This window comes from Pseudomonas sp. CFII68 (assembly GCF_000416195.1).
Taxonomy (GTDB): domain Bacteria; phylum Pseudomonadota; class Gammaproteobacteria; order Pseudomonadales; family Pseudomonadaceae; genus Aquipseudomonas; species Aquipseudomonas kilonensis.
Window position 1 is genome coordinate 13044 of sequence record NZ_ATLN01000111.1, and the last position, 25601, is coordinate 38644.

Genomic DNA, 25601 nt, shown 5'->3' on the forward strand with positions numbered 1-25601 from the left:
CTTATTTCTTCAACAAAAGGAGCTAGATTACTTAACTCCTCAATCTTGTAGCCATCTATTCGACCAGGCATGTCCACACACTCGCACATATCACTCACCTAGATAAAAAACCTTGATGCTGTGTGCACCGATTTCCTCTGCTGTTCCATTTTTAATCACCCATTCCCTTGCATTTCCCGCCGTCGTTCCTCCTTGCCTAAACCATGGAAAAGGGGGCAATGGAAAAGGGGATAGATTGATTTTTTGCTGCCCTGAGGGCTTCCATCGAATAGATTCGCTTAGGTCAACTAGCTGCTGGCTAGAAAATAAATCCCCTTTTCCACTTTTCCATCCGACGTCAGTTCAGGATCGAAAACTGCTTGCCCCGCTACTGCAGCGGAACATACACATCAGTTTGCCAGTGATCCTGCGGTGTCTCGGGATAGATGCTCAGGTAATGGAAGAACAGCGGCTGGTCACGAAGTTCCTCTCCACTGGCAGGAAGCCAATCGCGGTAAATCGGATAGATCGTTTCGCCGATGTGATCCGGTGACCCCACATGTCGTACCACGACGCAGCGACCGCCGGGAATGACGATTTCGCGCACGCCGAACTCATTCGGCGCCACGGCCTCGTGAATCTCGCCGCAGATTGCGAAGCGGAATGCCTGCGCAGGTGTCGTATCGGGGTTGCCATAGGGAATGCCAAAGCTGCGACTCGACGCCACCGGCGACTGTCCGCTCTGCTTACGCCACTCGATGAATTTTCGCACGCTCTCATTGACGAGCCCGGCGGGCCCGCAGTGTTCAAATGCAGCGACCCTGACTTCAGGGAATTGCACGATTCGTATTTGCATGATGATAGTCCTGGAAAAATGAGGGATTGCGAACACCGCATTCCAGGCCTGCCAGTTCGGCTCTTTCCTGAACGCACTCGGCGTCATACCGAACGCCCGCCTGAACGCCCTGCAAAATGCCTCCGGGCTTTCGAAGCCGGCACCGAGTGCGGCCTCCAGTACCGAGTGATCAGCGACGGCGGCTAGGCGATGCGCCGCGCGTCGTAATCGCATCAGTTGCACATAACGTGAAACAGGCACGCCTACGAACGCGGTGAATTGTCTATGGAAGTGAAATGCCGAAAAGTTCGCCACATGGCTCAACGTATTCACCGACAGATCACCTTCGAGATTCTCATCAATGTAGGCGAGGACGGCGTTGAAGCGTTTTGTGTAAGCGAAGTTGGTCGACATGTCAGACACTGGGAAAAGGCTCCTGGAAGTACGGTCGGCAATAGAGTCGACTATAGCGACGTGAACGCGCCTAGCCGCGTTTGCTGATTCCATTACGCCCTCCTGAAAACAGATCAGGAGGTGTAAACCTTATTCAGGACGGGACACCTACGAGCTCGTTTTTAGCAACTCTGATGGCGCTGGCTCCTGATGGGCTGACAGCTGACGTCACCAAAGAGCAGCTTCAGGCCGATTCTGTTGAAAAAGTCGGTCATCAAAAACTACCTGATCATCGACCCGTGAAATCTGCCTCTGGACACCTCAGCCGAAAGTAGAGATTTCAATGTCGGACGCGTACTTTTCAGCCGCGGAAACCATGGCCGACTTTTTCAACAGAATCGGCCCAAAACGGCTCTTCAGGAACGGTAGCTTTCACCAAGGACAATCATTACGAATGTGAGCTTAGTACTGACACAGGTAATGAACTGTAGACTAGCTTTTCGTTTTTATGGTGCGATGATTGGTCCTGATAAACGGCGTATTAGCTAGCTTAGTGAAGTGTACGAGGTATCGAGGCTGGCTACGGTCAATCTGGAATCATTTGTCATGCTACTAAGATTGTCCCATAAAATCTCAGCATTCGCGCCTAGCTTTTCTTTGCGACGATAAATATTAATTTCTAAGGCTATATCAAATTCTGTGTTGCCTGCACGAACCAAGTCTTTCCTTTCCAGATCGTTCCGAACGATCTCCAAAGGAAGCCATGCAACGCCTAACCCAGCTATCGCCATAGAGCGAAGGCCGTCGGCCAGAGAGCTATCATGAATTTTACGAAGTGCTGGCAAACTTGGATTGACCTTTAGAAATTTTTCAAGCGCCCAACCTAAAGAACAATCCTGGCGGTAATGAAGGTACGAGATTTCACCTCTAGGTGAACCAATGCTATTTAAAGGTTCTCCCAGCAAATTAGGTGCGCTCACAGGAACTAGCCACTCGCGGCCAATTTTCAAACACTCAAGTTCCCCTGGGGAAAATATTTTATTAAGATGTTCATTAATGCCATTATGGTTGTCTTCAAAAGCGATAACAAAATCCACTGAGCGATTAGTTAGATGCTTGAAGCATTCAGGAAGGTTAGCGAAGTCTATGGAGAAGCGAGTGGCCTCTAACTGCTTACTCGCCCGCGGTAACCAAGCCGGAAAAAACGCTCTCGACATGATATGTGGCGCAACAATAGAAATTTGCCGCCTGAATTTCTCTTGGGTACGGATAACCGAGTTTCTCGTCTTTTCTAACAACTCTACGATTTCGACAGCAGCAACATGGAACTCGGCACCCGCATCGGTAAGCTCTAGCTGGTGGCGTGCACGATCAAACAACGAAGCACCTAACCATTCCTCTAAAGCGGTGATCCTACGGCTCAAGCCAGAGGTTGTCACATTGCAATGTATCGAGGCTTGGGAAAAGCTTCGAACGCGGGCCAGCACGATAAAATCCTTTAAGGTTCGAAAATCCGTCATCTTGCTGATCTCGCAATTTTGTGGTGGTCGTATCATGACATGCGCAACCAAGGGTCTGAAAGTCAAAAAAACCGCTATGACATGAGGTTTTGTCAAAAAAACTTGCTTAATCCGCAACGTGCGAAATTGGCAAACTGATAAAACGTCAAAGCCCAGCCGACACCGATATTGACAAGGTACTAGTCAGCGTACCGGCACAGTCGATTAAAGGGTATTTAACCATTTGACAGGGAAGTAATATGAGTAATCCACAGAACACTCTTATCTTAGGGTGCGCGTCCACGGGTGCAAAATTTACCCCCCGCAACCATTATCTCACTGGGGATAAGCTTCTCGATTCGATTTGTACAGGCGCGACTATTAAGGGAGACCAAGACGCCATCGTTAAAGAAGCAATCGAACTTTACGATCTCGGATGCCGTTACTATCACTATCATGCGCGAAACCCGATAACGCAGGAACAAACAACCGACAATGACATCTACCAAGCGGTGAGCCGAAATATACAGCGCTCCTGCAAAGACGTTTTATTGAGTTTCGGGGCTAGTCGCAACGGTAAAGAGGTTCAAGAAAACATTAGGGCGTTTGGTGAATGGGAGCGGGTTAGCCAATGCGCTTTACCTTTACATTTCGGCGGAGCTCACTTTGTCACCATTCAAGCCGCGATAGAGCTACAGATCATATGCGAGTTGGAAAAGAAAACGCAAAAACTCGATTTTGAGTATATGCACAGCTCTGCTTTTCTCGAAGACATAAACAAATACGTGCCGTCTGCACGTGTTGCGCAGGCCACCATGGAAACAAATTCCACGAGTAAAGGCGCCGACTATGGTAGTACTTCACCGTCGATACAGTTCCAGGTATACAGGAGTGCGATTTCAGCTCGCAGACAACTAGGGCTGTTTCATGAGGTAGAATGGGTTCAACTTGCTCGAAGCTACGGCATGACGCGGTTCGCCGTTGAGCATCCATCTTTGCAGCTGGGCAGCTCCGGCCAGCTAAATATCATCCTATTATTCGGGTTCTCCAGTCGTCTTCCGTTTCCGTCATCATATGACGAGTTTTGCAACATAATTAACGTGGCCAAGAGTTTGGAGTCTGATATTTCCAATCCGGATTATAAGAAGCGTAAGATAACCATCACTGTCGGTGCCGCGATTATTCCCCAGCAAGCACATCTGCATTACCAGGCAGTGGACGTTGGTCCACGGAAAGGAACAGAAATGTGTGCTTTAAGGAGACTTGCTACATACGCCTGCCAGCCGGGAAGCGGCGTAGATATTCTACGTGTAGGCATGGAAGATACACCCTACGGTGTGGGCGCGGGGGGAGAAGTGCATATGTGTGACAACCGACAACTCATGGAGTATGTGCTTGAAGAAATTAGCTATAATAATGTAGCGCCTGAGCTTAATCCAGAAGCTATCATTAACCGTATGGGGCTCGATATTGTCAGGGATGAACATCTCATCGCACAACGTCAAAGACCTCTTGGCATATCAGAAAATGCTGGAGCTTTTCAATGACTGATGTAAGCAGTTTGCGCCAAGAATCCAATTATCGCTGGATTATTCTTTTAATCGCCACGGTGGCCCAAGCGAGCGCCTGTTTCTTTGTACAAGGTATTGGTGCTATTGCTATTTTCATCCAACAGGATTGGAACCTGTCCACCATGCAAATAGGATTATTGGTCTCAGCTGCCCAATTAGTCCCTATCCTCGGCTTGCTAGTTGCTGGCGAGTTACTAGATCGATTTGAAGAGCGCATAGTTGTTGGTATGGGGACGCTAATCGTTGCGGTCGCACTTTGCGCTTCAACGCTTGCTAACAGTTACCTATCATTGCTTATGTTTTTGATCGTGGTCGGTGCTGGCTACAGCACTGCGCAACCTGGCGGCAGCAAATCTGTTTCTAGCTGGTTTCCAAAAAAACAGTTAGGATTTGCAATGGGTATCCGCCAGGCGGGCTTGCCTTTGGGAGGTGCGCTCTCAGCGGCGATACTCCCCTACATTGCCACCCGTTGGGGGTGGCAGTACTCCTTTTTAGCGGGCGGACTTGTCGCATTGTTTGGCGCTCTAACTTTTTTAAGTTTTTATCGCTCTGCCAATCCTAACAAGCCCCGTCCGGTGAAATCTGATAAAAAGCAACTAAAAGCCGTTTTGGCTTCAAGATTATCCATGCTCAGCGACCCCGCGATGAAGAATATTATATTCTCGGGTGTTAGCCTGGTTTCGGTCCAGTATGGGATTTTGATATTCACAGCACTTTATCTTTATGATCTGCTCGATTTGAGCATCACTGCCGCTGCCACATTACTGTTGATTGCCCAGGGAGCGGGCATAGCCGGGCGAATCATCTTGGCCGCTTGGAGTGATCGCTGTAAATCGGGTCGGTATTTCCCTGTGTTGATCTGTATGCTCGCCGTTATTTTCGGCTTAATCATTCTCGCTTGGTCTCCTTTGCGTTCTTTCTGGATGTTGAGCATATTAGTTGGCTGGCTCGGATTCTTCGGTTTTGGCTGGTATGGTCCATGGGTAGCCTACGTTGCTGATTCCGCGCCACCGGATAAGACTGGATTCGCACTAGGTTTAGCCATGGCAATTAATCAAGTTGCGATTGTCATAATGCCACCCGCATTGGGTTTCCTGAAGGACTGGTCTCATAGTTATTTGCCAGGATGGAGCGTGTTGATAATCATGACTCTAACTGCGCTGGTTTGCACAGCCTGGAGCACACTGGGTATCTCAAAATCACCGTCGCTGAGTAATAAGTAGCCGTTGGCTTTTTGAACCATTGCTAGGAAAGGGTCGACCTTGAATACTCTCAAATATCTAAGTCATTCAGAGCTTTATGCGTTAGCAGAACGCTCCCATTCCGTTCGTGATGTTTGCATTTGCACGAAAAAGATACTGGTAGGGTGGGAAAGTCCTCTGATTTCCCTGCCAGAGACCCTATTAGTCGATATTGGCACGCTCATGTATGACGTCGAGGAAGTGATGACACTCACCGAGTATCATCCGAGTGATACTAATTACTGGTCGTTGGATGCTCCGATTGCACCGCTCTACTTTCCCTACAATCTATGCAAGATTTCTGAGTGCTCTATTTGCGGTCGCTGTTTCTTACGCTACACCGAGAGCGGTGCCTACCATATGGAGAATAGGATTCGTAGCCTGGACCCCTCCTTAATCATTAGTGCTCCTCTACCTCAGATAGTTGAAGCGTCCTCATCAACTGTGACATGACCCTTGATGGCGCGAATGGCTGCCATGTAAGCGTTGGTTCCGATGCCGACCTGACCCCAGACTTCGCGGCGTTCTCCTCCTTGACGGTCATATTGCTCATCCGCATCCCATAGCGTCAGGATTTGGTTTGGAAACATAAGAAAAAGGAGATTTATTTTTGCTTCGCTGTGCTGCGAACTTCCATCGAATGGATTCGCTTGGATCAACTGGCAGCCGGCTCGAAAATAAATCCCCTTTTTTCCATAAATGGGCAGAGAATCAGATCCGGCCGTGGGCTCTTGAACGCAAGAACTGCCTCTTCGCTGGGTCGCTACGCAGCGGACAACGGGCCGCGACGATCATGAACTTAATCCAGTCTGCGCGGCTCAACGGGCATGAACCGTCTGCTTATTTGAATGACGTCCTTACGCGTCTGCCGACGCAGCGAGCAAGTGAGATTACGCAACCTCCGCCGCATAGTTGGAGTACCCCCTAATAACGTAAGCTGGGATGTACGGATACTCACGTTGAAACTCCACATGGAAGACTTGGAATGACTCGAATTATTGAAATCTTGATGTACACCTTAAAGCCAGGATCGGGATTGGGCTTTCATCAAATAATGCAGACTGTAAGTGTTCCGCTTCACCTAGAAGCTGGCATAGATGTCGTTTCTTATGGCAACTCATTACATGATTGTGACAGCTATCACCTGATTCGTTCCTATGAAAGCGAGAGCCATCGCCAAGTATCTCAAGATGCTTTTTACGCAAGCGCTGCCTGGAAACAAGGTCCGAGAGAAGACATTATCAGTCGGATTGAAGTCAGTACAACGACAGTTATGGCGCTCGCTCAAGACGCAATTGATGCCATCAGAGCTTCCGTAGATCTATCTAGAGTCGAAGCTCGATCCGCGTAGCTGACATCGACAAAGGCAGACCCCGTAGCCTGCGGGGATCAGGAGGATGTGTTGGCCGGACGGTTGCGTCCAGGCAGCAGCAAGGAGACGTTTTAATGAAAATTCTCTCGGAATGGATCGGTAACATGGGAGCCTCTGCGGAAGCGCTCGAAGCTCTTCGTATGGCGGCACCTCGACACTTGCCTGCCGATTATTACCGGCTATTAGCGTTCAGCGATGGAGGAGAGTGCCCGTGTTCGGTCCCTCCCTTCAATTTCTGCCTTGATTCGGCGGACACTGCCTCGGACGCTGAGCTGATAGCTATTCTTGATAGAATCGCGCCTAGTCTATTTGTTTTTGGAAGCGATGGCGGAGGACAATTGTTCGCTTTCGATCTGCGTGGGTCGGAGCCCTGGCCGATAGTTACGTTTGATGGCGTGGATCCAGATGGAAGCATAGAAATCGTGGCAAGCAACTTTACTGAGTTTCTGAAATGGGTCGACTAAGTGAACCCTCACGCGCATTATGGGCCAAGTCCTATAAGTTAACGCTCTGTGAGTGATAACCTAAGAGCTCTTCTATAAATGATATTGGATACAGTTATGACAGGCTGTTTGAGGACGCTCGGAGCTAGCCTCGCTAACAGAGTAGTGATCCCCGCCGCTTGGGTATCGGGGCTTGCGACGATAGGATTCTTGTGGGGCATGATAGAGTTTTCGTCCGGTAAGCTTACAGTCGAAGGACGTCAGCTCTTCCTGGCTTCTGTTTCTATTTTTTGCCTCGCCATATGGCACTTGATACGGCGCAAGAGACGAGCAAAAGCACTTGTAGCATCCATCAACCTAAAAGAAGGCCTGAGCCTTGACGATACTCAGTTGCTCGGCTATCCAAGCCCCATGTTTCTTGCCTTTGACCTCTCCAACAAGAAACTCGCTCAATGCCAAAGCGCCACCGGCGACTATCAAATTCGAGACTTCACGTGGGTAACAGGCTGGCAGTGTGAGTGGCAACGGATTGACAGCAGGGTGTCGGGCGGGGTTCTTCAAATAGTCGATGGGGCGGGCATGAGCGTTCCAGCCGACGAGATTCGGCGTAGATTCATAGGATTCTCACTGGTTTTGACGGTTGCCGATACAAGTCATCCTCCCCTCCGTTTTCCAATGAACCGGAGCGCAGCTGAAGGGTGGTGTAGCCGGTGCAATGAGCTTTTTAAGTGCTAAACACGAAGTATCGCACCAGAAGATAATTATCTTTAGAACTCGCGGCAGCGCTGATATGAGGGCTCAAACGATCGCCGCGAGAGGCATTGACGCAAATTCCTACACGAACTTCGGAAACCAGCGCATTGCAGCATCTGGAAGGGCGACTTATTGTCTCTCTGTCGTCCAGATGGCGATTCGGGTTTGGCGACTCGATTGAATGAAGCGCAGAAGCTCCTGCACCTAAATCAATTGAATGAAGGTACTGCTCATGACCCGATACATGCCCATCACCGGCATCGACTGCATCCCCGCAACCCTGCTCATCGACACCGAAGCGCCTCTAGACGTTCTTTTCGAAACCGCCGATTACCGCATCCGCACGGTGACCCAAGTCTTGGAAAATATCGCGTTTCGCTCTGACATCAGCTCAGACACGGTGGTGCTGACTGATTTTTGTAAATTGCTGACCACGTCATTGCGCGATGGCTGTGACGTCATGGATGTGATCGGGCGACGATTGCGAGCGCAGGTGGCGGAATAAATGAAACGGGCGACTTGTCAGTCGCCCGTTCCTCTGACAAATGTATGGCTGCAAAATGTACGTGATGCTGGCCTGATTGCCGGGCTCTTTCGACTCCTTGGGCCTTCCAAAAGCTCTCTCGCACTCTCGCCCTAAGCATCAGTCTTCAACGATATGCGCCATATCTCGGGCCTTGGCTACATGACCGATCTCTCGGAGAAACTCCTCGCTATCACCATCAGCCAGCACTTGAGAAAGGTATTCGCTGATGGCTTCGTCGCTATCGAGTAGTGCCGCCATGTCAAATGTCGTCAGGTGTTGGCTCATGTTCAAATCTCCTTTGCCAATTTCTTCGCTCGTCGGATATCAGCACTCTGTGAAGACTTGTCACCACCAGCCAGTAGCACGATGACCACTCCACCGCGCGTGCGATCAATGCGGCGGGCGATAGCGATGTTCGCAGATCACGAACCGATGAATGCCGAGCAGTGAATCGTGGTCTGCCCCCAGTCTTTTATGCGGTATGTCTGGAAAAACGCGCCAGGCCTTTTTAGGGCGGCTTCGCCACCCAGCGGGAGCAAGCTCCCTCGCCACGGGTTTTGTGGCGTCGCGGCTCAGGCAGCCAAAGGCCAACCAATGCGCGCTGCACGGCGCAGGCTCGCCTTAACAACCAAGCGGTGAAACGGGGCAATAACGAAAATGTAGGCCCGGCCCAGACGGTTGTGGCACTGGACCACGGTTGAAAAAACCAGTTGGCGACTGCCTTCTGGCTCTGCCTCTTCAGAACACAGGATCGATATCCGGAAGTCGAGGTGCTTGTCGTCCTCTCCCAACACGATTTCAGTCTGGTTCGTGCTGTAGACCTTGAAGATTTGAATCCGATGAGCAAGTGTCGCCAGATGTCTGGCTGTCTTGAGACCAAAACAGGCAACGACAGTGTCTCGGACTTTCATGAGCCATCCGATCCAGGATGGCTGGTGGGAAAGGATGAATCGCGCAAGCAAGTCTGGGTCGCTGGATGTGCCCGCAGGGAGCTGAATCGCAAAAGCGTCCGCCAGGTTCGTCGACTTGTAAAGGTGGGTGACGCCGGACCTCGAGGGGACCGGCACGGACTTAATAAGCTCAAATTCTCGGGGCATCGGGGATCTCTCCTGAGTTCTAACTACCAATTAGACGACCTGCCATGTCGCGTTTCTTGTTGGGCGGCGCCAATGTCTCCTTGTCGGATACTGAGCCCGATCAAGACATCATAGAACGCTTGTTGCCCGGCGGGCAGAACAGGGAGCAACGTCGCACGGCGCTTGTCGGCATCGAACCAGGATTCAACCAACCATCCCACCAGATAGAGCGCCGAAAGGCATCCGCCAGCAGTTGCAACGTTGCCCTGGCATACGAGAGGCTGGTCCACGGGCTCAAGTCCCAGCGCTTGCAAGCCCGATCGTGCATCGGGGTGTGTCGTTGCTCGGCCGCTGAGCAGCCCAAGCCGTTGAAGGATGAAAGCGCCGGCGCATAGGGAGCCGATTCGCTGGCGTCTGGGGTCAAGTTCAAACGACGGCAGGAAATCCGGGGCGGCCAGTGCAGCGGGTACTCCTTCCTTGCCGCTGACGAACAATACTGCGTCGGCACTGTTGGCCTCGGAAAGCGGACCGTGCACCGAAACAGGCAGGCCGTGGGCCGATCGTACGACAGGGCTGGAACCCAATATTCGGACGTGCCAGTCCTCGGTGTTGCGGCCTAAGATGTCCCACATCAGGAATAGGTCGATATCGGTGAATTGGTCGAAAGCAACCAGAACGATTTTCTTCAAGGCGAGCTCCATGAAAAGTGCTGGCGTGCAAAACGCAACGGCCATCTTTGCTGGTGTTCGCAGCGTATCGATCGGTTGCGCGCCATACACAGTCTGTATGGCGCCAAATAGGGAGCGAAATAACGGATGGAAAAACTAACGCGTCACCATTGGATCGCGGCTGGTTTTGAGGCCCTCGACCAGACAGGGCATATTGGCGTGTCAGCCGAGAGTCTATCGCGCCGATTGAATGTGACCCGCGGATCGTTCTATCACCATTTCCGCAATCGCGAAGATTTTGTCCGCACCTTGTTGGCCGCTTGGGAAGAAGACTACACGGAGCGCATGCTCGCTTTTGCGGCGCAGGGTCGTAGCGCGGGCGAAATCTTGAAACGCTACTTGAGTATTGCCGCTGAGAAGCAACCTGGGCGGGAAGTTTCCATCCGAGCCTGGTCCCTGCACGATCCGTTGGTAGGCGAGTTTCAGCAGCGTGTTGACACACGACGGTTGGACTTCGCGGTACGGACGTGCCGCCGCTTGGCCCATAGGCCAGGCGAAGCAGAAGTGATGGGGCAGGTGGCCCACCTGTGCCTGATTGGGGGCCAACAGGCAGGTCTGCGGCGTGATGCCGCTCGCTTCAACCGTTTCGTGCATCGAGCCTTTTCGCTTTTCGAAGGGGCGCTTCCACCTTGGCGGCTTAGGCATGAGAAGAAATGAGCATGGGGAGTCCTGACCTGATAGCGTTGTGGACGGGTCATGGGTGGGGGCCGCGAATGGCCAAACCATGTGTTCCGATGTCTATTCGGAATGAGGACCGTTAATGCCGTACAACTACACGAACGGCCGGTACTTGGTCTTCAAAGGCCGGGGCAGCGATGGGGCGCCCTTGGGCCGGATTCACCAGGACGGAATAGTTCGAAACCTCCTGGGTGAGCCGCTGTATTACATAAACATGGACGAACATGCGTTCAGTTCGGTCGATTTTATTTTTCAGGGCGGTATACAAAAATGTCGCGGCACGTTTTATGTGCTCAGCGACAAAGTTCTTTTCACATTTTCCGAGATGACGGTTAAGCCACTGGGAAACGAGACCGAGGAGCAGGCGCTTCACAGGGAGTTCAAAAAGAGGGCGCTAAGTTTGGCAGGGCAGATCGTCCAGGCGAAAAATGAGATGGTGCAGGCACGCTTGGATATGGCTTGGTCCAATTTAAATCTTTTCCGCCGTTTCCGTGCCTTCCTCACGAGCCGAGCCCGCAGGGAGTGAGCCTCACCAGGGTGGCGTTGCAGTGGGTTGGAAAGTGATCATGAGCTCAAATTGACGTCTGTCCCTGTGTCCTCCAGTGAGTTCAAAATCATAATCTGTCCCCAGTCTCAGCAAAGAGCGGCAATCAATGCCAAAGAAACTTCAGGAAAGCAAAGCAGCGACTGCTGCTGACATTGAGCGCTCTATCCAGGCACTGAACAAGATGGCTGAACGCCTCTGGGGCGACGGTCGAGAAGCTGAGGCGAAAGCCCTGCTCGACGCCTTGGATGCTTTAAACAGGGCGCTCGACAGGATCAGGATTGGGGAAAGTCGCAGGGTTCTTCATTGAGGTTTGAAGGAAAAGTGAGGAAAACGGAGTCGGCGAACCTTTGGCGCGCAAAGAAAAGCCCGACTGGGGAGGCCGGGCTAAAAGGGTTTCACTAGGAGCTGAGATGACCATAGGCGCTCGGCTGTGAAAGGGATGTGAAAGATTGCGTTCAGTACGAGTTTTAATATCGTGTCTGTCCCTGGTTTCATTAAAGAAATGTTGATCCAGCTGTCGACGCGGCGAGCGAGTGAGATCGAGCAATCGCTACCGCATAACCGGCTGCTGCCTACACTGGATTAGCTCACTCATCGAAGGACATGGAATGCTCATCGTCTTCAGCGGCCTTCCCGGCACCGGAAAAACGACTATTGCCAATGATCTCGCCGCTACAACAGGCGCCGTGTACCTGCGGATCGATACGATTGAGCAGGCGATTCGAAACTCGGGCGCTCTTGCGCAAGATGTGGGGCGCAGTGGTTACATGGTGGCTAATGAGCTTGCCCTGAGCAACCTTCGGTTGGGCCGCACAGTCATCGTTGATTGTGTCAATCCCGTTCTCGAAAGCCGAATCGCGTGGAGCGAAATCGCCTCACAGGCGAGTAGTCGATTGGCAAACATCCACGTGATTTGCTCCGATAAAGATGAACATCGGCGTCGGGTCGAAACAAGGATGGTTGATATTCCCGGGTTGACGCCACCCACCTGGCAGTCGGTACTGGATCACGAATATGAGCCGTGGGATGAAGCTACGTTTTGCATAGACACAGCTCTGATCTCTCCGGTGCAAGCGGTCGCGATGATCATCAATCGACACGGTGTGTGCTGACTGATTTTTGTAAATTGCTGACGACATCGTTACGCGATGGTGGTGATGTCATGGATGTGATTGGAAGACGACTGCGGGCGCAGGCGGCGGAATTTTTGGAATTGCTGTCAGCCGGGGGAAGCGGAAGGAAAGGGCGGGGCGATTTCCTCTGTTCTTCCGCGCCGAAGGCGTCACGGGGGGCGGTTATGCTCGGGACGGCCACAGATTCAAAAAAACGGAGGCAGATCACGTTTATGAGACGGGTCGATTACAGCTGAGCCTGGAATCGGGATCCCCAGCTTTTCGATTCGTCCTTCAGCACGATCCGCTGAGCTTTGTGCTCAGCCGGTCGAGGATCGCGAGCTCAAGGCCGGATCACCGTACGTGTCCGGTAAGCCATCTGGCTTTTTCTGCGCTGTCGTTATGACAACCAACCGACAGGGAGGTCATCGAATATGCCTATCGGGAAAGTTCGCATGCCATTACTACCATTCCAATTTCAACCCGGTCAGTTTTGAAAGGGATTTCGCCGATTTCTTGGAAACCGAAACCTTCATAGAATCGCCGCGCATTTGAGTTGGTCTTGAGTACGTCAAGCCACAGCAAGCGTTCTCCGCGCTCTATCGCTCGGCGGCAAATGAAGTGCAGGAGTTGTTTCCCATATCCTCGTCCTGCTTCGGACTTAAGAAAGTAGATTTTTTGAAGCTCCGCGCCCAATTCGCCAGTTAAAGGCGCAGGCGTTGACCAGTTAACTTTGGAAAAGCCTACGACCCTACCGCTTTCGTCAGAGGCTATAAGCCACAAATGGCAAGCGGGGGATTCGAGTGATTTGCCGAGCGAGGTAGGAGAAAAGTCTTGATTAAGGAAGACCTGCATGCCAGAGGGAGACCAGATGTCCGAAAAGTGCTCTTGGTAGGTCTCACAGCCGATTTCACGCAGGACATCTAGGTCGGCTGTAGTTGCTTCACGAATATTAATCACATTTCTCACCAGATTATTTGTTCAATGACCATCGCGATTGCGCTGCAGCCACTCATCGACGACTTCTCCGAGCGTTTTAGGGACGCCATCACGTATCCAGGCCATAAAGCCTCGGTCAAATTTAAACTTCGCGCCGCAGTGCTCCAGCATGAATCTGCGGACATTCTGTGTGTTTCGGTAATGCTTGCAAACGCTCGTATCTCTTGTGAGCGGCTCACTGTGCCAATTAAAACTCATGGGGCGGGCTCCATGCTGGGTGGTCTGATTTATCAATTCATGGCATGGGAGGCTTGGCGTCTTGCAAGCGGTATCCACACATCCACGTAACCCTTCCCTCGGGAGGGTTCGAAGTCAGGGCTGTACTGCTCGAACTCAGGCGCGTCGGCAAGCTCGTATTCGGATTCAGGCAACCAGTGAGTAAAAATGGTGAAGAACGTCTGATGGATCGTCGAGATATGGCCTTGGTGTCGAAACACGGCATAGTTTTGCTGCGGCACCCTGAAATACCGAAAAGCCGGAGCAAGACCGTCGACGCAGGACACCTCGGTGCCGGCAATGTACTCAAAACTACCATCCGGTTCAGGATTACAGCACAGGCCATAGCTCCCGTTGTTGACCTGATTGGGTACCTGTCCCAGGTAGGGGGAGAACGCTTGCCACAAACCGACGATGCCTTCGTTCTTATCGAAGGTAAAGCGATCCCCCAGGCCCGCGATGACAAACTCTGCTCTAGTTTCAAAGCGAGGTTCAGAGAGTGTTATGAGCTTCCTTTCTTTCATACGTAAAGGCTCCACCAGCGAGAGATGTTCATCCTCGTGCCCACGCACCTGCTTCGGCGTGAACCCAAACAGATCGCAGAAGGCGCGTGTAAAGGCTTCATGGGAGCCGTAGCCAGCATCCAGCGCTACTTGCAGGATATCCGGCGCACCTCGACGCAAGGTCAATGCCGCTTGGCTCAAACGCCGTGCGCGGATGTAACGCATCACCGACCAGCCCGTCGACAGCGCAAACAAACGGGCCAAGGCAAAGGGAGACATGTTGCAATGGCGCGCGACACGTCCCAGATCGAGTTGGGATCCCAGCTCCAGCTCGATATACCACAGGGCCCTTTCGATACTCAGCATGACGAATCTCCATGAGTGCTGAAGCAACGTTATCAAATGGAGGGGGACAGGATTTGATCGTTCTTGCGGTTTCTGCTTTAGACTCCTTTCTGAAACCGCCGATTACCCCATCCGCACCGTGACCCAAGTCTTGAAAAATATTAGTCGCCAAATTTCTTGGCTAGTGGCAAATTGACGCCATTCGTTTTGTGAGGTTTGAGGTAGACGGTCTTTTTACTGAAAAAAATGTGGATTGCTTTCTGTTTTGGTGCTCGCGTTAAATAAAATCAAAGGATGGAAAAATAATGAAATTTTCTTTGTTGGGTGGTATCTGGCTTCTATCATTCAGCGTGTTTTTTGCCGGGTGTGCATCTTCAGTTTCGTATCCGGCTCCAACTTACAGTTCTGAGCAGCTACCTTATCCCACGCCGGAATACAGGACTGAAGTTTTTGCGCCAGTGAAGGTCAGCTATGCAACAAATAGAAGAAAAGCGCCGGATGGCAGTCTATTACCTGAGTTGAATGTGTCCGGTGACCCCCTGTCTTATGGTCAGGAGACCGTTCTGATTCCTTTTAAACGGGATCTAGGAAGCTTTAAAGACTCACATAGCCCTGCATTTAAGATGTTAATGGACTTTGGGCTCGTGGATGAGCAGGATGATCCAATTATCACCTTGCTTAATGACAGCTCGCTAACGTTGACTGAGGCTGACTTCTTTAAGCAGTTCAAATCAGCGAAAGGTTTTAAAAGCGGTGATGTATTGCTTTTCGTACATGGCTTTAATGTGAAGTTTGAAGACGCTGTGAAGCGTGCAGCTCAAGTTTCTTACGATATTAATCCTGATTTGCAACCGGTGGTGTTCAGTTGGCCTTCTATTGGGGATCCACTAAAATACAATCGTGATTTTGGTAGGGCGTTGGACTCTGTTGATGACTTCGAAAAATTCATGTTAAAGCTGGTGGCCTCTACGCAAGGAAAGAGAGTTCATGTCCTGGCTCATAGCATGGGGTCAAAAGTAGTCATTCCTGCACTGGCTAGACTCTATTCTACTCATCCAAAACTGTTTGATAAGAAACTGGGTAATATCATACTGGCTGCACCTGACTTTCCCAGGGAGACGTTTATTCTAAAATATAAGGCCGCGTTTAGTAAGTTTGGCCGTGCGACAATCTATATGTCGTCGGAGGATAAGGCGCTCAAAGCTTCCTCTAGCACCTATCTTGCTGATCGAGGAATGCTTGGCTTTAGTGGCCCTGAAGGATTTTTCTTTCCCGGAATTGACTCTGTTGATATAACTCGTGCGGGAGGTGTTGATGATCTTCTTGGGCATTCAAACTATGGTAGTTCGGCGCGTGTGCTAGTGGATATGCACGATATGATCGGAAGTAATTTGAGAGCTGACAAAAGAAAAGGTTTTATCATTGTGCCACCTTACAAGTATTTATTTCTACAGCCGTAGTGGTTTTGGGGGCTGGGAAGCGTGGGCAGAAACTCGCAGAGTCTAAACCACTAGCTAAAACGTACCCTAGGCTGTAAGCGTCCCGATTCGTCGGGACGTAGGCAGAACTCATTCAACCAATACTCCGCCCCAACAACCACTCACCAAACCCCCGAACCGCCGGCTGCCGTTCCCGGCCCGGTACACACACCAACGTATACCGCGCACCCGCCAAGCGAACCTCAGGGCGATAATCAACCAGCTCCCCACGCGCAACAGCCTCAGCAACCAGTACATTGCTGGCGAGTACCAGCCCGTGCCCGGCGATCGCCGCCTGCAGGGCATGTTGTTCCTCGTCATAACGCCGAAAACGCGCGTTCTCCAGCCAGCCCAGGGTCTCGGCCTTGGCGCACCATGCAGGCCAGTCGACCGCCACTTTTGCACTGCTCAGCCATGGCACGTCGATCAGTTCGACGGGCGAGCCTGCTGCAGGCGGTTGCCAGCCGGGGCGGCAATAAACGCCAAAGTACTCGTCCAGCAAAGGCTGTTCGAACAGCTGAGGGTCAGGCGTGAAGAGGGCGCGGATCGCCAGGTCGATGCTGGCGTCACGCTGCAGGTCGACCACGTCGTTGCTGGTATGCAGCCTGACGTCGATATCCGGGTATAACCGATGAAAGTCCCCGAGCCGCGGTATCAGCCACAGGCTGGCGAATGCCGGCGTCGTGCTCACCACCAGCGATTGTGCAGCACAAGGCGGTGACAGCACCTGCAGACCCTGTTGGATATCAAGCAGGGCACGGTGCATGAAAGGCTGAAGGCGCTCGCCGTCGGCGCTCAGGCGCACGCTTTGGCTGGAGCGTTCGAACAGCCGCACGCCAAGGAAGGCTTCAAGGCTTTTGACCTGATGGGAGATCGCCGCCGGGCTGACATTCAGTTCCTGGGCCGCTGCCTTGAAGCTGCCCAGCCGTGCAGCGGACTCGAAGCCGCGCAAGGCGGTGAGGGGCAGTTTGGCGAACATGGGGGGAGGTTACTCAGGTTGAGCGTGGCTCAATTTAGCTCAATTGTGCGCGGTGGCTCAACTTGCCAGGCTGTGGTTTTCCAACCCCGCGAAGGAGTCCACCGATGCAAGGCACGCCCCGTAAAATCCTTCAGGCCATCCTCTACGAAGCCGGCGGTGTGCTGTTCGTGGCACCGGCGCTGGCGCTGACCTACGGCCAGGGTATGGGCTATTCAACCCTGCTGTCGCTGGTGATTTCCGCTGTCGCGCTGGCTTGGAACATGCTTTTCAATGGCCTGTTCGAGTGGTGGGAACGTCGCCAGCGCAGCCGCCATCGTAGCTGGCTGCGACGACTGCTCCATTCGCTGGGATTTGAAGGCGGCTTGACGCTGATCCTGACTCCGGTGATTGGCGCGTGGCTGGGCATCAGCCTGTGGCTGGCGCTGGTGACCAACCTGGGGTTGTTCGTGTTTTTCTTTTTTTACGCGCTGGTTTTTCAATGGGGGTTTGATCGAGTGTTTGATGTTCCGCTTTCGGCGCAGGCCGATCAGGGGGCTGCCTCTAGCACCCGCTGAGTCATTGGCATGAACATGTACGGGCGGAACGTTAACGGGAATCCAGGTTGGCACCTGCCTGGCTGTCCCTTATTGTCTTTCGAGTCGCTAATAGCACCAGCCATAAAAAAGAGAACAGCCATACATAGAATCCGTAGCTGTAGCCGGTGACAGTCACGCGTCCGTCTCCATCATTCCACATGTTCGTATACAGGTACGACGACAGACCGAGGAGTGTGGCGCACAAGGCGCTGATCAGGCGTCGTCTCGCCCTCTTGTCTGAGAAAAATGCCACGATGAAGAATAGATTGGCCAGCCAAGCGGCACTGCCATGCAATAGTGCTAGAAATCCGAAGCAGAGCGCTTCGTAGCCGTAGGTGACGCTCTCAAATTCCCATACTTCATTTCGAGTGTTGATGGCTGGCAGCATGAGGCTGACGGCAAAAAGGGCCAAGCTTAAGTCTCGAGCTTCTAATCGAAATGGGTGGAATTTCATCAGCTCTCCCTGCTGTAGAAAAGTCATCGTCCGACAAAGGCTACACCAAGAACGCCATTGCTCACATTTGAGCTAGGGGCAGCTCACCAGATGAGCCTTTCCTGGCCGAAAGTCGTTACAATTCGGCTCGACGCGGGGTATTCGCAACGCGCTGCATTTCAGTTGAATAAGGAAGTCCTACGTGAAACGGAGTTTCTCCCTGGCTCTTGTCGTCCTGGCTGCAACGCTAGGTGGCTGCGCCGCCAACATGCCGGCCAATGACCCATCCTTGGTGGGTTCATGGAAAGGCCTGCGGGCAGAAAACGGCAAATGCCAGTTCCTCTCCTGGAAAAATGACTTCAAGCCCGACGGTCGTTTCACCATCACCTTTTTCCGGGATGCCCAGCAGACTCAGCCGATTCAAACCGAACATGGCACCTGGTCCGCTGCCAATGGCAAGAATGAATTGAGAACCGATGGCGTGCGTATGCCAGATGTCTACACGTACAAGTTGACCGATGTCGACACGGTGCGTTACGTAAGTTTGGCGTCAGACCCTTCCGGCGATTGTCAGGAAGATTATGACTTCATTGAGCGCCGCATTCGCGGTTGAACCCATTTGGGGCGCCTCGTTTAAATCAGCATTCTAGAGGGATCTCTTATGCACTCATTTTTCGCCAAGACTTTTGGCGGTCTTGCGACCAGCGACTACATCCGCCAGTTTCTTTTTGGGCTGGTGTTCACCGTGATGATCAGCAACTGAAAAATGGTGAGAGTAGTCGATGCCTTGGATGCTTTAGGCAGGGCACTCGATAGAATCAGGATTGGGGAGGGCCGCAGGCATTTACTCAGTTTCTAGTGGTCTGTGCCCAGTTTCCCAGATGCCTGGCTGTGGAGAGGAGTAGAGGGTGGATTGGACAGACTCATGGCAAAACAGTAGCTTTTAATCCCAACTCAAAAACTCCACCATCAGGGATGGCTATGTCGCTCAGACTTGTTTCGCTAATGGCAGCCGTCTCCCCGTTGCTTGTGGGCTGTATCTTTCTGCCCATGGGAGCAGAGGAAAAGGCGAAGTATGCCGAATATCATCGTGCTACCGAGTCTCCTGCGACCTATGAGGCGATGGACTGCAATACGTTGTTGATTACTCGGGACAGCTATGACCAGTACCCCACGCCTCGAACAGAAAAAATCAGGCAAGTGATTCATCAAGTGGTCGCTCAGCGAGACTGCTCCCGCAGCAGCGCAACCCAGCCAAGCATCGCCGCCAGTCCTGCTCCCACTGCGACGGCCGCGCCTGCCCCGATACCTGCCAAAAGCATTGCCGCTCCCGTGCCCGTTGCGGCTGGACATTTAGGGGCGCATCTCGGCGTGGTCACACCTGCTGTTGTAAAAAGCTTCGGTTTGCCTTCCGAGAAAGGGGTGCTGGTGTTTGGCCCGGAAGCAGGTGCCGATACCGCGAAAATGGGGCTCTTGGCGGGGGATATCATTTTGGAGATCGCCGGTGCGGCGGTGAACAGTCCTTCCGAGGTCACAGCCATCATCGGTCGCATGACGCCAAGTGACAGTGCCTTGATAAAGGTCTGGCGCTACCGGGCCGTGACTGACGTTCGGGTCGTTGTTTCTGACGGGAGTACGGCGCACTGATGCAAGACATGTAACTTATGTCGCCCGTTTCACAGGGCTTGGAGTAGAGTGCGGATCGCTCTTCTTCCGGCCCGTATTCGTGAGTGAACGCATGAAATTGTTCCCAGGCATATTGGCCGTTGTGCTGCTGGCAGGTTGTTCGACGCTCTCTGAAACCTTCGATGATCGTCCACGTTGTGGTCCCCATCCGTATTGCGGGTCCTCCACCGATATTGAAGTGATCAAGGCCGCAACGGATGAAAACGCCGGAGTGCTTCGTGCCTTGGTGCCATTGGCATTGATTGACCTGCCGTTCAGCTTGGTCGCCGATACGCTAATACTGCCGTATACCGTGTTTGCTGAAGAACCGACTCGGAACTAATCGGACCCGCCCGAAGACTTCGCAGGTCCGTAGGCTGGGTTATCCAAATTCCCACGACTCAGAAACAACAAACCCGCACACTCATGACGAGGTGCGGGCTGTTGATGACCCAAGCCTGCAATCAGAGACGCATGCCTTTGAACGGGTTCCAGCCTTGCTCGCCTTTCACTTCCTTGAGGTAGTAGGCGTAGTTGGTCATGAGCGCGTACATCATCGACAGGGCGATGCTCAGGCCTGTACTCAACGGCCGGGGAAACTCCATGCCGATGATTGCGAAAATTACGCTCAATGCGATATTGATCGCCAGGAAAATACCCAGCAGGGCAAGGTTCTTCTTCCAGAGGCCCAGGACGAACAGGTAGATAGGGCCGAAGAAAAACGCGATCACGTTGGCGTTGATGAGGATTTTCTTCTTGGCGCCAGGCAGCGTCTTGACGGCTTCCTTGTAGCGCGGGTCGTTTGGCGCGCCATAGGTTTCAAAGAAATCAAAGCGTTCCTGCCACTTGGCGCTGTATTTACCCGTGCTTTGTACTTGTTCAGTTGTGCTCATTTTTAACGTTCCTGTTTTCCATAAGTAATTTTTCTTTCTTCCAAGAAATCCTGTGCTCTGTTTCTAGCGCATTGATTGCTTTGATCTTTGACGAAGGGCTCAAGTGAGTCGCCTGAGGTGTTTATTTTGCCGTTTTATGGCCGTTGGTGTGGAACATTCCGCACTGGCCGCTGGAGCGGTCGCTTGGTCTGTGACGTGCTTCACTCTATTTGTCTTTCAAGAGCGCTCACGACATTCCATCTATGCTGTGGTGGCAATTTGATGCTATTTCGGGTTGAATGACGCCGTTTTGAATAGGGAAATGGGGAAAGGTACGCGTTTGGCGCGGGCTTTACGACTGTTTACCTTTGGCAGGTGAGTGGTTGACTTTTATTCAGGGAGTGAAGTGTTGTGTATAAAACCACGGTTGTTGTGTCGAGTCTGACTGAGTACATCGACGCAGTTAAGAAACTCAATAAAGAATCCGGTACGGTCCACGGCTCGGTTTATCGAGGCCAAGGCAACGCGAACTGGGGATTAATGACTTCTCTGGCCCGCAGCCCCAAAACCAGATCAGGGGATTTGATCTCCAGGGCTACCAAGGCCTTCAGAAAATTCAACGCCGAGCGTCACGCCTACCATCAACTGTCCTCCCACAATGATTGGGATGTGCTCGCGCTTGCGCAGCACTACGGTATGCCCACTCGCTTACTGGATTGGTCGTTGTCGCCCTTGGTTGCGCTTTTTTTCGCACTGGACGGCGTGAGGTACAAACGGATTTCTCTGATCGAAAGTGCTGGCTTGATGGCTGATTACAATGAAAACGATACGATTCCTGTCGATATGGATAACAGGGTTGGCGTCGTTGAAAATGACGCGGCGGTGTATGTGGTGACACCTCGCGGACAAGGAGGTGACCATACGTGGGTGGAAACCAACGCCTTGCCGGAAGACGTTTTTTCGAACGTCCCCGATGCTCGTGAGGACGGCTTCTGTTTTTACACACCGAACTATATGAATGACCGGCTCAGGTCTCAAAGCGGGTTGTTTAGCATCGGCTATGAGGTAGAGGACAGTTTTCCAGCGTCTGAGGCGCACCAAATCATCATAAAGAAACAGAGCGTGGCAACGCTGTTTTCCGAGCTGTTGCTGATGAACGTCGGTTCAAAGCTGGTTTATGGCGATCTGGAAGGGTTGTGCAAGGATTTGACGTTCTCCTGTTTTGGCGGTTTTGCCACGCGCAATCTCTAAGGCTCGGCGGGTTGAGTTGCCCTTTGATCCGCCAAAAAGTTTTCGACACAGAGATTCAGCCCCATACTCTCGGTTTTTGCACCGCAGATACCCACAAGAGGCCCAGTTTTGTCGAATGTTGAACCCCACCTGCACGCGCTGACGTTGAATCACATCTACGACGGTTTCAAACAGCTGATCCCCATCTCTCTTTTCGTCGTCGTGTTCGGCGTTGCTTTCGGCCTGGCCGCTGCGCAAACGGGCTTGAGTGATACGTCTGCCGTGCTCATGAGCACGCTGGTCTTTGCCGGTGCTTCTCAATTTGCCGCGCTGGATCTGTGGGGGCAGCAAGTGCCGGTCGTTCCACTGATGATCACCGTCTTCGCCATCAACGCCCGGCACTTGTTGATGGGCGCGACGCTTTACCCGTGGCTGCGGGAGCTGCCCGTTGCCAAACGCTACGGTGTCATGCTGGTTGTTTCGGACGCGAACTGGGCTATGGCGATGCAGGCGTTCAGTCGTGGCAAGCCGGGGCTCGGGCTTTTATTCGGCGGCGGCATTGCACTCTGGGTCGCGTGGATCCTGGGCAGTTGGCTGGGGCTTCATTTTGGCAGCGCCATTGAGAACCCGGTCAGTTTCGGGCTCGATATGGTGATGGGCTGTTTCTTGCTGGCGATGGTCGTGGGCGGGAAGAAAAACCTGCGCATGTTCATCATCTGGACCGTGGCGGCCTGCTCATCGCTGTTGGCCTACTGGTACTTGCCGGCGAACAGTCATGTCGTGGTCGGCGCTTTGGCGGGGGGCATTCTGGGCGCGCTGTGGATGGAGAAAAAACAATGAGCATTGAAACGGCGGGTTACGGCACCCTGGTTGTCATATTGATAATGGCCGCGGTGACATTGGCGACTCGGTGGGGCGGTGTTTTCGTGATGTCTTTCGTGCCGATCAACTATCGGGTGCAGCAGTTCATCACGGCCATGTCCGGTTCGGTGTTGGTGGCGGTGTTGGCTCCGCTGGCGGTTAAAGGTGACAACGGCGCACGCCTGGCTTTGCTGACCACGGCAATCGTTATGCTGACACTGAAAAAACCGTTGCCGGCAATTGCGGCCGGCATACTTGCAGCGGCTTTAGCCAGGCAGTTCTGAAAGGTCGAGTCGCCCGCGAACAAGCGAGCGACGAAACCCCATCAACACCCAGGTCAAAAACTCAGCGCCGCCGCTTCCCCAAACGAGTGATCCTGTACCCCTGCCATAAAGTGCAGCGACATCTCCTGTGGTGCCTCGATGGGTGGAATTTCAAAACTCCCCACCACCTGACCCTGAAGCGCACTCAGCCGCATCGACTCTTCTTCCTTTAACTTTGCCATTCTCGCGTGATTCGCTGCGATTTCGTTGAGAGTTGACACGGTACATCTCCGTTTGCTGACCAAGCATTGATTAATTTGCCGCCGCGTCAGAATTACGTCGTTCTTGGCTGCTGAGACAGGCCAGTGCAAACCCTGAGCCAGACGTGGCCGCTTGTTGGCCCCGACACTCGACAGGTGACGAATGGCGGGGCAGACGTGTATTGACGCCGGCAACGTTGCAACCATGCCTCAACAATAAGTCACTGATAATACAAACCGCTCCCCGGCAGGGTCAGTCGGTCTTGGCGCTGTAGACGCTTGACCGGTGTGTCGAATGCCTGTGCACCACAACCACCCCGGCTCCGATCAGGCTGGTGACAACCGCCAACAACAGAATCACCTGCTGCGTTCCAACCGGCGCGGCGAGCACCGCGACCAGCAGACCCGCGAGCGGTTGCGACAGGTTGTTGAGCAGCGTGATGACGCCGACGGTCTTGCCGAAGTCCTGGGGCGGAATCACTTGCTGGCGGAGGGTGCGGAAGTAGACGTTGAACATTTTGTCGAAACCGACAATTAGCAAGAAACCGACGACGTAGCCCCCTGTGTTCGGGCTGAGCGCGGTGATGAAGGCGCCGACGGTAATCAGCGTGTAGGAGAGGGCGCCCAGTAGTTTCAAGGGCAAGGTCACCCGGGCCAGGAGAAACAGGATGAGGATGGTGGTCACGGCACCGGCGGCCTGCAAGCCTGCGTAGTCATCCTTGCCGGCGCCGTAATGGCCGATGACCATGGCCGCTGAGGTGGCGAGGGTGACGCCGATGATCAGGTTGACGCCCACCGCCAGGCTGATGATCTTTTTCAGTTCCGCCAGGTTGCGAATGTGGCCGAAGGCGATGCGCAGCGGGTTCAGCCAGAGGTCGTGATGCTGCTCGAAGGTTTCCAGGGTGACCGAACTGATGCGCTGCCAATACAGCATCGCCAGGTCCGCGAGCAGGAACAGCCCGGCAATCGCCAGCACCACCCAGTGCCACGCCCACACCTCAAGCAGCAGCGCAGCGATCAGCGGGCCCAGCACCAAGCCGGTCTGGTCGGCGATTTGCGAGTAGGACAGGGTCTTGGTGTAGGTGTAGTGCTTGAAGATGTACGGCATCACCACTTCGCGGGCCATGATGCCCTGGGTGGTCAGCACGCCGCACAGGGCCGAGAGCGCGACGATCCAATAGATCCCGCCGAAGACGCCATAAAGCACGACCGCCACCCCGCAGGCCACGGCGCGATAGACCTGGCTGATGTGCAGGATGCGAATCGGCGAGAACTTGTCGCACAGCGCGCCGCAGATGGGGAACGCCAGATAGCGTGGCAAGGATTCGACGAAGAAGGCCAGGCCTGCCCAGGAGACGCTGTTGGTGGTCTGGAAAACAATCAGCGGGACGATGAACAGCAAAATCTGGTCGGCCAACCGGGAAAGGAACATAGAGACGAAAAAAGCCAGGTAATCCTTGCGCATGAAACTCCTTGATTGCTGTGTTCAGGTGTATCCGGTCCAGGCAAGCGGCGCGCAGTGTGATATGGAACTAATATCACCGTTAGTCTCTATATCTTTACAGGGGTCATCCCTTTTTTGAGAGAACTGCCATGTTCAAATCGCGCTCGTTGATTGCTGCAGTGACCTGTTTCGCCCTGGCGGCTGGCCCTGGCATTGTTGTCGCGGACCCGGGCAACGGCAAGGGAAATGCTCAATTCGATCAAGGTCCCGGTCAAGGGCAGGGAGGCAAAGGCGGACAGGGCAACAAGGGCGGTCAAGGAAATCCCGGTAACAAGGGCAACCAGGGCGGCAAAGGCAACCAAGGCGGTGGCGGTGGCGATTGGCATAACGGCCCGAGCCTTGACCGCGGCGGCATCCTCGGTGTGATTGGCGGTTATCGCGATTACTGGAGCCCCGGCCCGGCGTTGCCGCCAGGCATCCAGAAAAATCTTGCACGGGGCAAGCCGTTGCCACCCGGTATCGCCAAGAAGCTTGATGGGCGACTGCTGGGGCGGTTGCCGCACTATGACGGTTATGAGTGGCAACAGGTCGGCACGGACCTGATCCTGGTGGCGATCGCCACTGGCATCATCTATGAAGTGCTCAATGGCGCGTTCGACTAAGTCGGAGTAATGCCAATCAGTTAAGCAAAACACCTGTGGGAGCGAGCTTGCTCGCGAAAGCGG

Annotated in this window: 31 protein-coding genes and 2 pseudogenes; 19 read left to right on the top strand and 14 right to left on the bottom strand. The window is 53.1% G+C overall.

Translation table 11 applies throughout. The features are described from left to right. Positions 1 to 367: 367 nt before the first annotated feature. Complete coding sequence (locus tag CFII68_RS07600; protein WP_033062795.1) at positions 368 to 1237, bottom strand: GyrI-like domain-containing protein; 870 nt, start codon at positions 1235 to 1237, stop codon at positions 368 to 370. A gap of 515 nt (positions 1238 to 1752) precedes the next feature. Further along, positions 1753 to 2763 carry a LysR family transcriptional regulator gene (locus CFII68_RS27020; RefSeq protein ID WP_082308762.1) on the bottom strand — a complete coding sequence of 337 codons (1011 nt, stop codon included), beginning with the start codon at positions 2761 to 2763 and terminating at the stop codon, positions 1753 to 1755. 203 nt (positions 2764 to 2966) lie between these two features. Here CFII68_RS27020 and CFII68_RS07595 point away from each other — a divergent pair, with 203 nt between their 5' ends. Next, on the top strand, positions 2967 to 4253 hold the full coding sequence (locus CFII68_RS07595) for a 3-keto-5-aminohexanoate cleavage protein (RefSeq protein ID WP_018610841.1): 1287 nt from the start codon (positions 2967 to 2969) through the stop codon (positions 4251 to 4253). Next, positions 4250 to 5500 carry an MFS transporter gene (locus CFII68_RS07590; protein WP_018610843.1) on the top strand — a complete coding sequence of 417 codons (1251 nt, stop codon included), beginning with the start codon at positions 4250 to 4252 and terminating at the stop codon, positions 5498 to 5500. The genes CFII68_RS07595 and CFII68_RS07590 overlap by 4 nt, the downstream gene beginning before the upstream one ends. A 434-nt stretch (positions 5501 to 5934) precedes the next feature. Here the strand turns inward: CFII68_RS07590 and CFII68_RS27565 are convergent, their stop codons facing one another. Next, entirely contained in the window at positions 5935 to 6177 is a 243-nt protein-coding gene (locus CFII68_RS27565) for a hypothetical protein (protein WP_033062789.1), read from the bottom strand. A gap of 26 nt (positions 6178 to 6203) precedes the next feature. Here CFII68_RS27565 and CFII68_RS27030 point away from each other — a divergent pair. The 4 genes and pseudogenes from CFII68_RS27030 to CFII68_RS07575 form a co-directional block, all read left to right on the top strand. After that, positions 6204 to 6446, top strand: a pseudogene (locus CFII68_RS27030) (transposase domain-containing protein); the annotation flags it as partial. A gap of 57 nt (positions 6447 to 6503) precedes the next feature. Next, complete coding sequence (locus CFII68_RS27035; RefSeq protein ID WP_018610849.1) at positions 6504 to 6869, top strand: hypothetical protein; 366 nt, start codon at positions 6504 to 6506, stop codon at positions 6867 to 6869. A gap of 95 nt (positions 6870 to 6964) precedes the next feature. After that, a complete protein-coding gene (locus tag CFII68_RS07585) occupies positions 6965 to 7354 on the top strand; it encodes an SMI1/KNR4 family protein (RefSeq protein WP_018610851.1) in 390 nt (129 codons plus the stop codon). Between the two features lie 964 nt (positions 7355 to 8318). Continuing rightward, positions 8319 to 8591 carry a hypothetical protein gene (locus tag CFII68_RS07575; protein WP_018610855.1) on the top strand — a complete coding sequence of 91 codons (273 nt, stop codon included), beginning with the start codon at positions 8319 to 8321 and terminating at the stop codon, positions 8589 to 8591. Between the two features lie 141 nt (positions 8592 to 8732). Here the strand turns inward: CFII68_RS07575 and CFII68_RS07570 are convergent. From CFII68_RS07570 to CFII68_RS07560, 3 genes and pseudogenes are all read right to left on the bottom strand, one after another. Further along, positions 8733 to 8897, bottom strand: a pseudogene (locus CFII68_RS07570) (DNA-binding protein); the annotation flags it as partial. Positions 8898 to 9184: 287 nt separating this feature from the next. Continuing rightward, positions 9185 to 9709, bottom strand: a complete 525-nt coding sequence (locus CFII68_RS07565) for a DUF2867 domain-containing protein (protein WP_018610859.1) — start codon at positions 9707 to 9709, stop codon at positions 9185 to 9187. 23 nt (positions 9710 to 9732) lie between these two features. Further along, positions 9733 to 10377: a DJ-1/PfpI family protein gene (locus CFII68_RS07560; protein ID WP_033062796.1), complete on the bottom strand. Its 645-nt coding sequence runs from the start codon at positions 10375 to 10377 to the stop codon at positions 9733 to 9735. A 126-nt stretch (positions 10378 to 10503) separates the two neighbouring features. Between CFII68_RS07560 and CFII68_RS07555 the strand changes: the two genes are divergently transcribed. The 4 genes from CFII68_RS07555 (at position 10504) to CFII68_RS07540 (ending at position 12753) form a co-directional block, all read left to right on the top strand. Continuing rightward, positions 10504 to 11073: a TetR/AcrR family transcriptional regulator gene (locus tag CFII68_RS07555; RefSeq protein WP_018610863.1), complete on the top strand. Its 570-nt coding sequence runs from the start codon at positions 10504 to 10506 to the stop codon at positions 11071 to 11073. 103 nt (positions 11074 to 11176) lie between these two features. Beyond that, positions 11177 to 11620: a hypothetical protein gene (locus tag CFII68_RS07550; RefSeq protein WP_018610865.1), complete on the top strand. Its 444-nt coding sequence runs from the start codon at positions 11177 to 11179 to the stop codon at positions 11618 to 11620. Positions 11621 to 11747: 127 nt separating this feature from the next. Next, the gene (locus CFII68_RS07545; protein WP_013693816.1) at positions 11748 to 11948 is read left to right on the top strand and encodes a hypothetical protein; all 201 of its coding nucleotides are present in this window, start codon (positions 11748 to 11750) and stop codon (positions 11946 to 11948) included. 301 nt (positions 11949 to 12249) lie between these two features. Continuing rightward, entirely contained in the window at positions 12250 to 12753 is a 504-nt protein-coding gene (locus CFII68_RS07540; RefSeq protein WP_018610871.1) for an AAA family ATPase, read from the top strand. 438 nt (positions 12754 to 13191) lie between these two features. Here the strand turns inward: CFII68_RS07540 and CFII68_RS27045 are convergent, their stop codons facing one another. Genes CFII68_RS27045 through CFII68_RS07530 form a run of 3 tightly spaced genes read right to left on the bottom strand, consistent with a single transcriptional unit; the run spans position 13192 to position 14837 of the window. Then, entirely contained in the window at positions 13192 to 13713 is a 522-nt protein-coding gene (locus CFII68_RS27045; protein WP_018610873.1) for a GNAT family N-acetyltransferase, read from the bottom strand. A 21-nt stretch (positions 13714 to 13734) separates the two neighbouring features. After that, complete coding sequence (locus tag CFII68_RS07535) at positions 13735 to 13950, bottom strand: DUF6434 domain-containing protein (RefSeq protein ID WP_018610875.1); 216 nt, start codon at positions 13948 to 13950, stop codon at positions 13735 to 13737. 32 nt (positions 13951 to 13982) lie between these two features. After that, positions 13983 to 14837 (bottom strand): AraC family transcriptional regulator, encoded by an 855-nt coding sequence (locus CFII68_RS07530; RefSeq protein ID WP_018610877.1) that lies wholly within the window; start codon positions 14835 to 14837, stop codon positions 13983 to 13985. Positions 14838 to 15121: 284 nt separating this feature from the next. On the opposite strand from CFII68_RS07530, the gene CFII68_RS0126135 reads away from it, so the two are divergent. After that, positions 15122 to 16276 carry an alpha/beta hydrolase gene (locus CFII68_RS0126135; protein WP_033062791.1) on the top strand — a complete coding sequence of 385 codons (1155 nt, stop codon included), beginning with the start codon at positions 15122 to 15124 and terminating at the stop codon, positions 16274 to 16276. Between the two features lie 112 nt (positions 16277 to 16388). Here CFII68_RS0126135 and CFII68_RS07525 read toward each other — a convergent pair whose 3' ends face one another. Then, on the bottom strand, positions 16389 to 17273 hold the full coding sequence (locus CFII68_RS07525; protein WP_018610880.1) for a LysR substrate-binding domain-containing protein: 885 nt from the start codon (positions 17271 to 17273) through the stop codon (positions 16389 to 16391). A gap of 104 nt (positions 17274 to 17377) precedes the next feature. Here CFII68_RS07525 and CFII68_RS07520 point away from each other — a divergent pair, with 104 nt between their 5' ends. Continuing rightward, a complete protein-coding gene (locus CFII68_RS07520) occupies positions 17378 to 17827 on the top strand; it encodes a PACE efflux transporter (RefSeq protein WP_018610882.1) in 450 nt (149 codons plus the stop codon). Positions 17828 to 17858: 31 nt separating this feature from the next. Here the strand turns inward: CFII68_RS07520 and CFII68_RS07515 are convergent, their stop codons facing one another. Further along, positions 17859 to 18302, bottom strand: a complete 444-nt coding sequence (locus tag CFII68_RS07515; RefSeq protein ID WP_018610883.1) for a hypothetical protein — start codon at positions 18300 to 18302, stop codon at positions 17859 to 17861. Between the two features lie 181 nt (positions 18303 to 18483). Here CFII68_RS07515 and CFII68_RS07510 point away from each other — a divergent pair, with 181 nt between their 5' ends. From CFII68_RS07510 to CFII68_RS07500, 3 genes are all read left to right on the top strand, one after another. Beyond that, entirely contained in the window at positions 18484 to 18894 is a 411-nt protein-coding gene (locus CFII68_RS07510; protein WP_018610885.1) for a lipoprotein, read from the top strand. A 368-nt stretch (positions 18895 to 19262) separates the two neighbouring features. Next, positions 19263 to 19928, top strand: coding sequence for a PDZ domain-containing protein (locus CFII68_RS07505; RefSeq protein WP_018610889.1), 666 nt, complete (start codon positions 19263 to 19265; stop codon positions 19926 to 19928). A gap of 91 nt (positions 19929 to 20019) precedes the next feature. Further along, positions 20020 to 20289, top strand: coding sequence for a YceK/YidQ family lipoprotein (locus tag CFII68_RS07500; RefSeq protein WP_018610891.1), 270 nt, complete (start codon positions 20020 to 20022; stop codon positions 20287 to 20289). A 121-nt stretch (positions 20290 to 20410) separates the two neighbouring features. On the opposite strand, the gene CFII68_RS07495 is transcribed toward CFII68_RS07500, so the two are convergent. After that, entirely contained in the window at positions 20411 to 20839 is a 429-nt protein-coding gene (locus CFII68_RS07495; protein ID WP_018610893.1) for a DUF2628 domain-containing protein, read from the bottom strand. A 390-nt stretch (positions 20840 to 21229) separates the two neighbouring features. Between CFII68_RS07495 and CFII68_RS07490 the strand changes: the two genes are divergently transcribed. From CFII68_RS07490 to CFII68_RS07480, 3 genes are all read left to right on the top strand, one after another. Continuing rightward, positions 21230 to 22069 carry an FRG domain-containing protein gene (locus CFII68_RS07490; protein ID WP_018610895.1) on the top strand — a complete coding sequence of 280 codons (840 nt, stop codon included), beginning with the start codon at positions 21230 to 21232 and terminating at the stop codon, positions 22067 to 22069. Positions 22070 to 22177: 108 nt separating this feature from the next. After that, a complete protein-coding gene (locus CFII68_RS07485) occupies positions 22178 to 22888 on the top strand; it encodes an AzlC family ABC transporter permease (protein ID WP_003203772.1) in 711 nt (236 codons plus the stop codon). Beyond that, positions 22885 to 23193: an AzlD family protein gene (locus tag CFII68_RS07480; RefSeq protein WP_003203770.1), complete on the top strand. Its 309-nt coding sequence runs from the start codon at positions 22885 to 22887 to the stop codon at positions 23191 to 23193. Before CFII68_RS07485 ends, CFII68_RS07480 begins: the two co-directional genes overlap by 4 nt. A gap of 53 nt (positions 23194 to 23246) precedes the next feature. Here the strand turns inward: CFII68_RS07480 and CFII68_RS07475 are convergent, their stop codons facing one another. Together CFII68_RS07475 and CFII68_RS07470 are read right to left on the bottom strand one after the other, a co-directional pair. Beyond that, a complete protein-coding gene (locus tag CFII68_RS07475; RefSeq protein WP_018610898.1) occupies positions 23247 to 23453 on the bottom strand; it encodes a hypothetical protein in 207 nt (68 codons plus the stop codon). 232 nt (positions 23454 to 23685) lie between these two features. Further along, on the bottom strand, positions 23686 to 24897 hold the full coding sequence (locus CFII68_RS07470; RefSeq protein WP_018610900.1) for an MFS transporter: 1212 nt from the start codon (positions 24895 to 24897) through the stop codon (positions 23686 to 23688). A gap of 128 nt (positions 24898 to 25025) precedes the next feature. Between CFII68_RS07470 and CFII68_RS07465 the strand changes: the two genes are divergently transcribed. Next, positions 25026 to 25538, top strand: coding sequence for an anti-virulence regulator CigR family protein (locus CFII68_RS07465; RefSeq protein ID WP_014337485.1), 513 nt, complete (start codon positions 25026 to 25028; stop codon positions 25536 to 25538). Positions 25539 to 25601 lie beyond the last annotated feature (63 nt).

What these genes read in the sequence shown, in the direction of transcription:
- CFII68_RS27020 (WP_082308762.1), bottom strand. Translation starts at nt 2,763, where the DNA reads ATGATACGACCACCACAAAATTGCGAGATCAGCAAGATGACGGATTTT.
- CFII68_RS07595 (WP_018610841.1), top strand. Translation starts at nt 2,967, where the DNA reads ATGAGTAATCCACAGAACACTCTTATCTTAGGGTGCGCGTCCACGGGT.
- CFII68_RS07590 (WP_018610843.1), top strand. Translation starts at nt 4,250, where the DNA reads ATGACTGATGTAAGCAGTTTGCGCCAAGAATCCAATTATCGCTGGATT.
- CFII68_RS27035 (WP_018610849.1), top strand. Translation starts at nt 6,504, where the DNA reads ATGACTCGAATTATTGAAATCTTGATGTACACCTTAAAGCCAGGATCG.
- CFII68_RS07585 (WP_018610851.1), top strand. Translation starts at nt 6,965, where the DNA reads ATGAAAATTCTCTCGGAATGGATCGGTAACATGGGAGCCTCTGCGGAA.
- CFII68_RS07575 (WP_018610855.1), top strand. Translation starts at nt 8,319, where the DNA reads ATGACCCGATACATGCCCATCACCGGCATCGACTGCATCCCCGCAACC.
- CFII68_RS07565 (WP_018610859.1), bottom strand. Translation starts at nt 9,709, where the DNA reads ATGCCCCGAGAATTTGAGCTTATTAAGTCCGTGCCGGTCCCCTCGAGG.
- CFII68_RS07555 (WP_018610863.1), top strand. Translation starts at nt 10,504, where the DNA reads ATGGAAAAACTAACGCGTCACCATTGGATCGCGGCTGGTTTTGAGGCC.
- CFII68_RS07550 (WP_018610865.1), top strand. Translation starts at nt 11,177, where the DNA reads ATGCCGTACAACTACACGAACGGCCGGTACTTGGTCTTCAAAGGCCGG.
- CFII68_RS07545 (WP_013693816.1), top strand. Translation starts at nt 11,748, where the DNA reads ATGCCAAAGAAACTTCAGGAAAGCAAAGCAGCGACTGCTGCTGACATT.
- CFII68_RS07540 (WP_018610871.1), top strand. Translation starts at nt 12,250, where the DNA reads ATGCTCATCGTCTTCAGCGGCCTTCCCGGCACCGGAAAAACGACTATT.
- CFII68_RS07535 (WP_018610875.1), bottom strand. Translation starts at nt 13,950, where the DNA reads ATGAGTTTTAATTGGCACAGTGAGCCGCTCACAAGAGATACGAGCGTT.
- CFII68_RS07530 (WP_018610877.1), bottom strand. Translation starts at nt 14,837, where the DNA reads ATGCTGAGTATCGAAAGGGCCCTGTGGTATATCGAGCTGGAGCTGGGA.
- CFII68_RS0126135 (WP_033062791.1), top strand. Translation starts at nt 15,122, where the DNA reads ATGAAATTTTCTTTGTTGGGTGGTATCTGGCTTCTATCATTCAGCGTG.
- CFII68_RS07525 (WP_018610880.1), bottom strand. Translation starts at nt 17,273, where the DNA reads ATGTTCGCCAAACTGCCCCTCACCGCCTTGCGCGGCTTCGAGTCCGCT.
- CFII68_RS07520 (WP_018610882.1), top strand. Translation starts at nt 17,378, where the DNA reads ATGCAAGGCACGCCCCGTAAAATCCTTCAGGCCATCCTCTACGAAGCC.
- CFII68_RS07515 (WP_018610883.1), bottom strand. Translation starts at nt 18,302, where the DNA reads ATGAAATTCCACCCATTTCGATTAGAAGCTCGAGACTTAAGCTTGGCC.
- CFII68_RS07505 (WP_018610889.1), top strand. Translation starts at nt 19,263, where the DNA reads ATGTCGCTCAGACTTGTTTCGCTAATGGCAGCCGTCTCCCCGTTGCTT.
- CFII68_RS07500 (WP_018610891.1), top strand. Translation starts at nt 20,020, where the DNA reads ATGAAATTGTTCCCAGGCATATTGGCCGTTGTGCTGCTGGCAGGTTGT.
- CFII68_RS07495 (WP_018610893.1), bottom strand. Translation starts at nt 20,839, where the DNA reads ATGAGCACAACTGAACAAGTACAAAGCACGGGTAAATACAGCGCCAAG.
- CFII68_RS07480 (WP_003203770.1), top strand. Translation starts at nt 22,885, where the DNA reads ATGAGCATTGAAACGGCGGGTTACGGCACCCTGGTTGTCATATTGATA.
- CFII68_RS07470 (WP_018610900.1), bottom strand. Translation starts at nt 24,897, where the DNA reads ATGCGCAAGGATTACCTGGCTTTTTTCGTCTCTATGTTCCTTTCCCGG.
- CFII68_RS07465 (WP_014337485.1), top strand. Translation starts at nt 25,026, where the DNA reads ATGTTCAAATCGCGCTCGTTGATTGCTGCAGTGACCTGTTTCGCCCTG.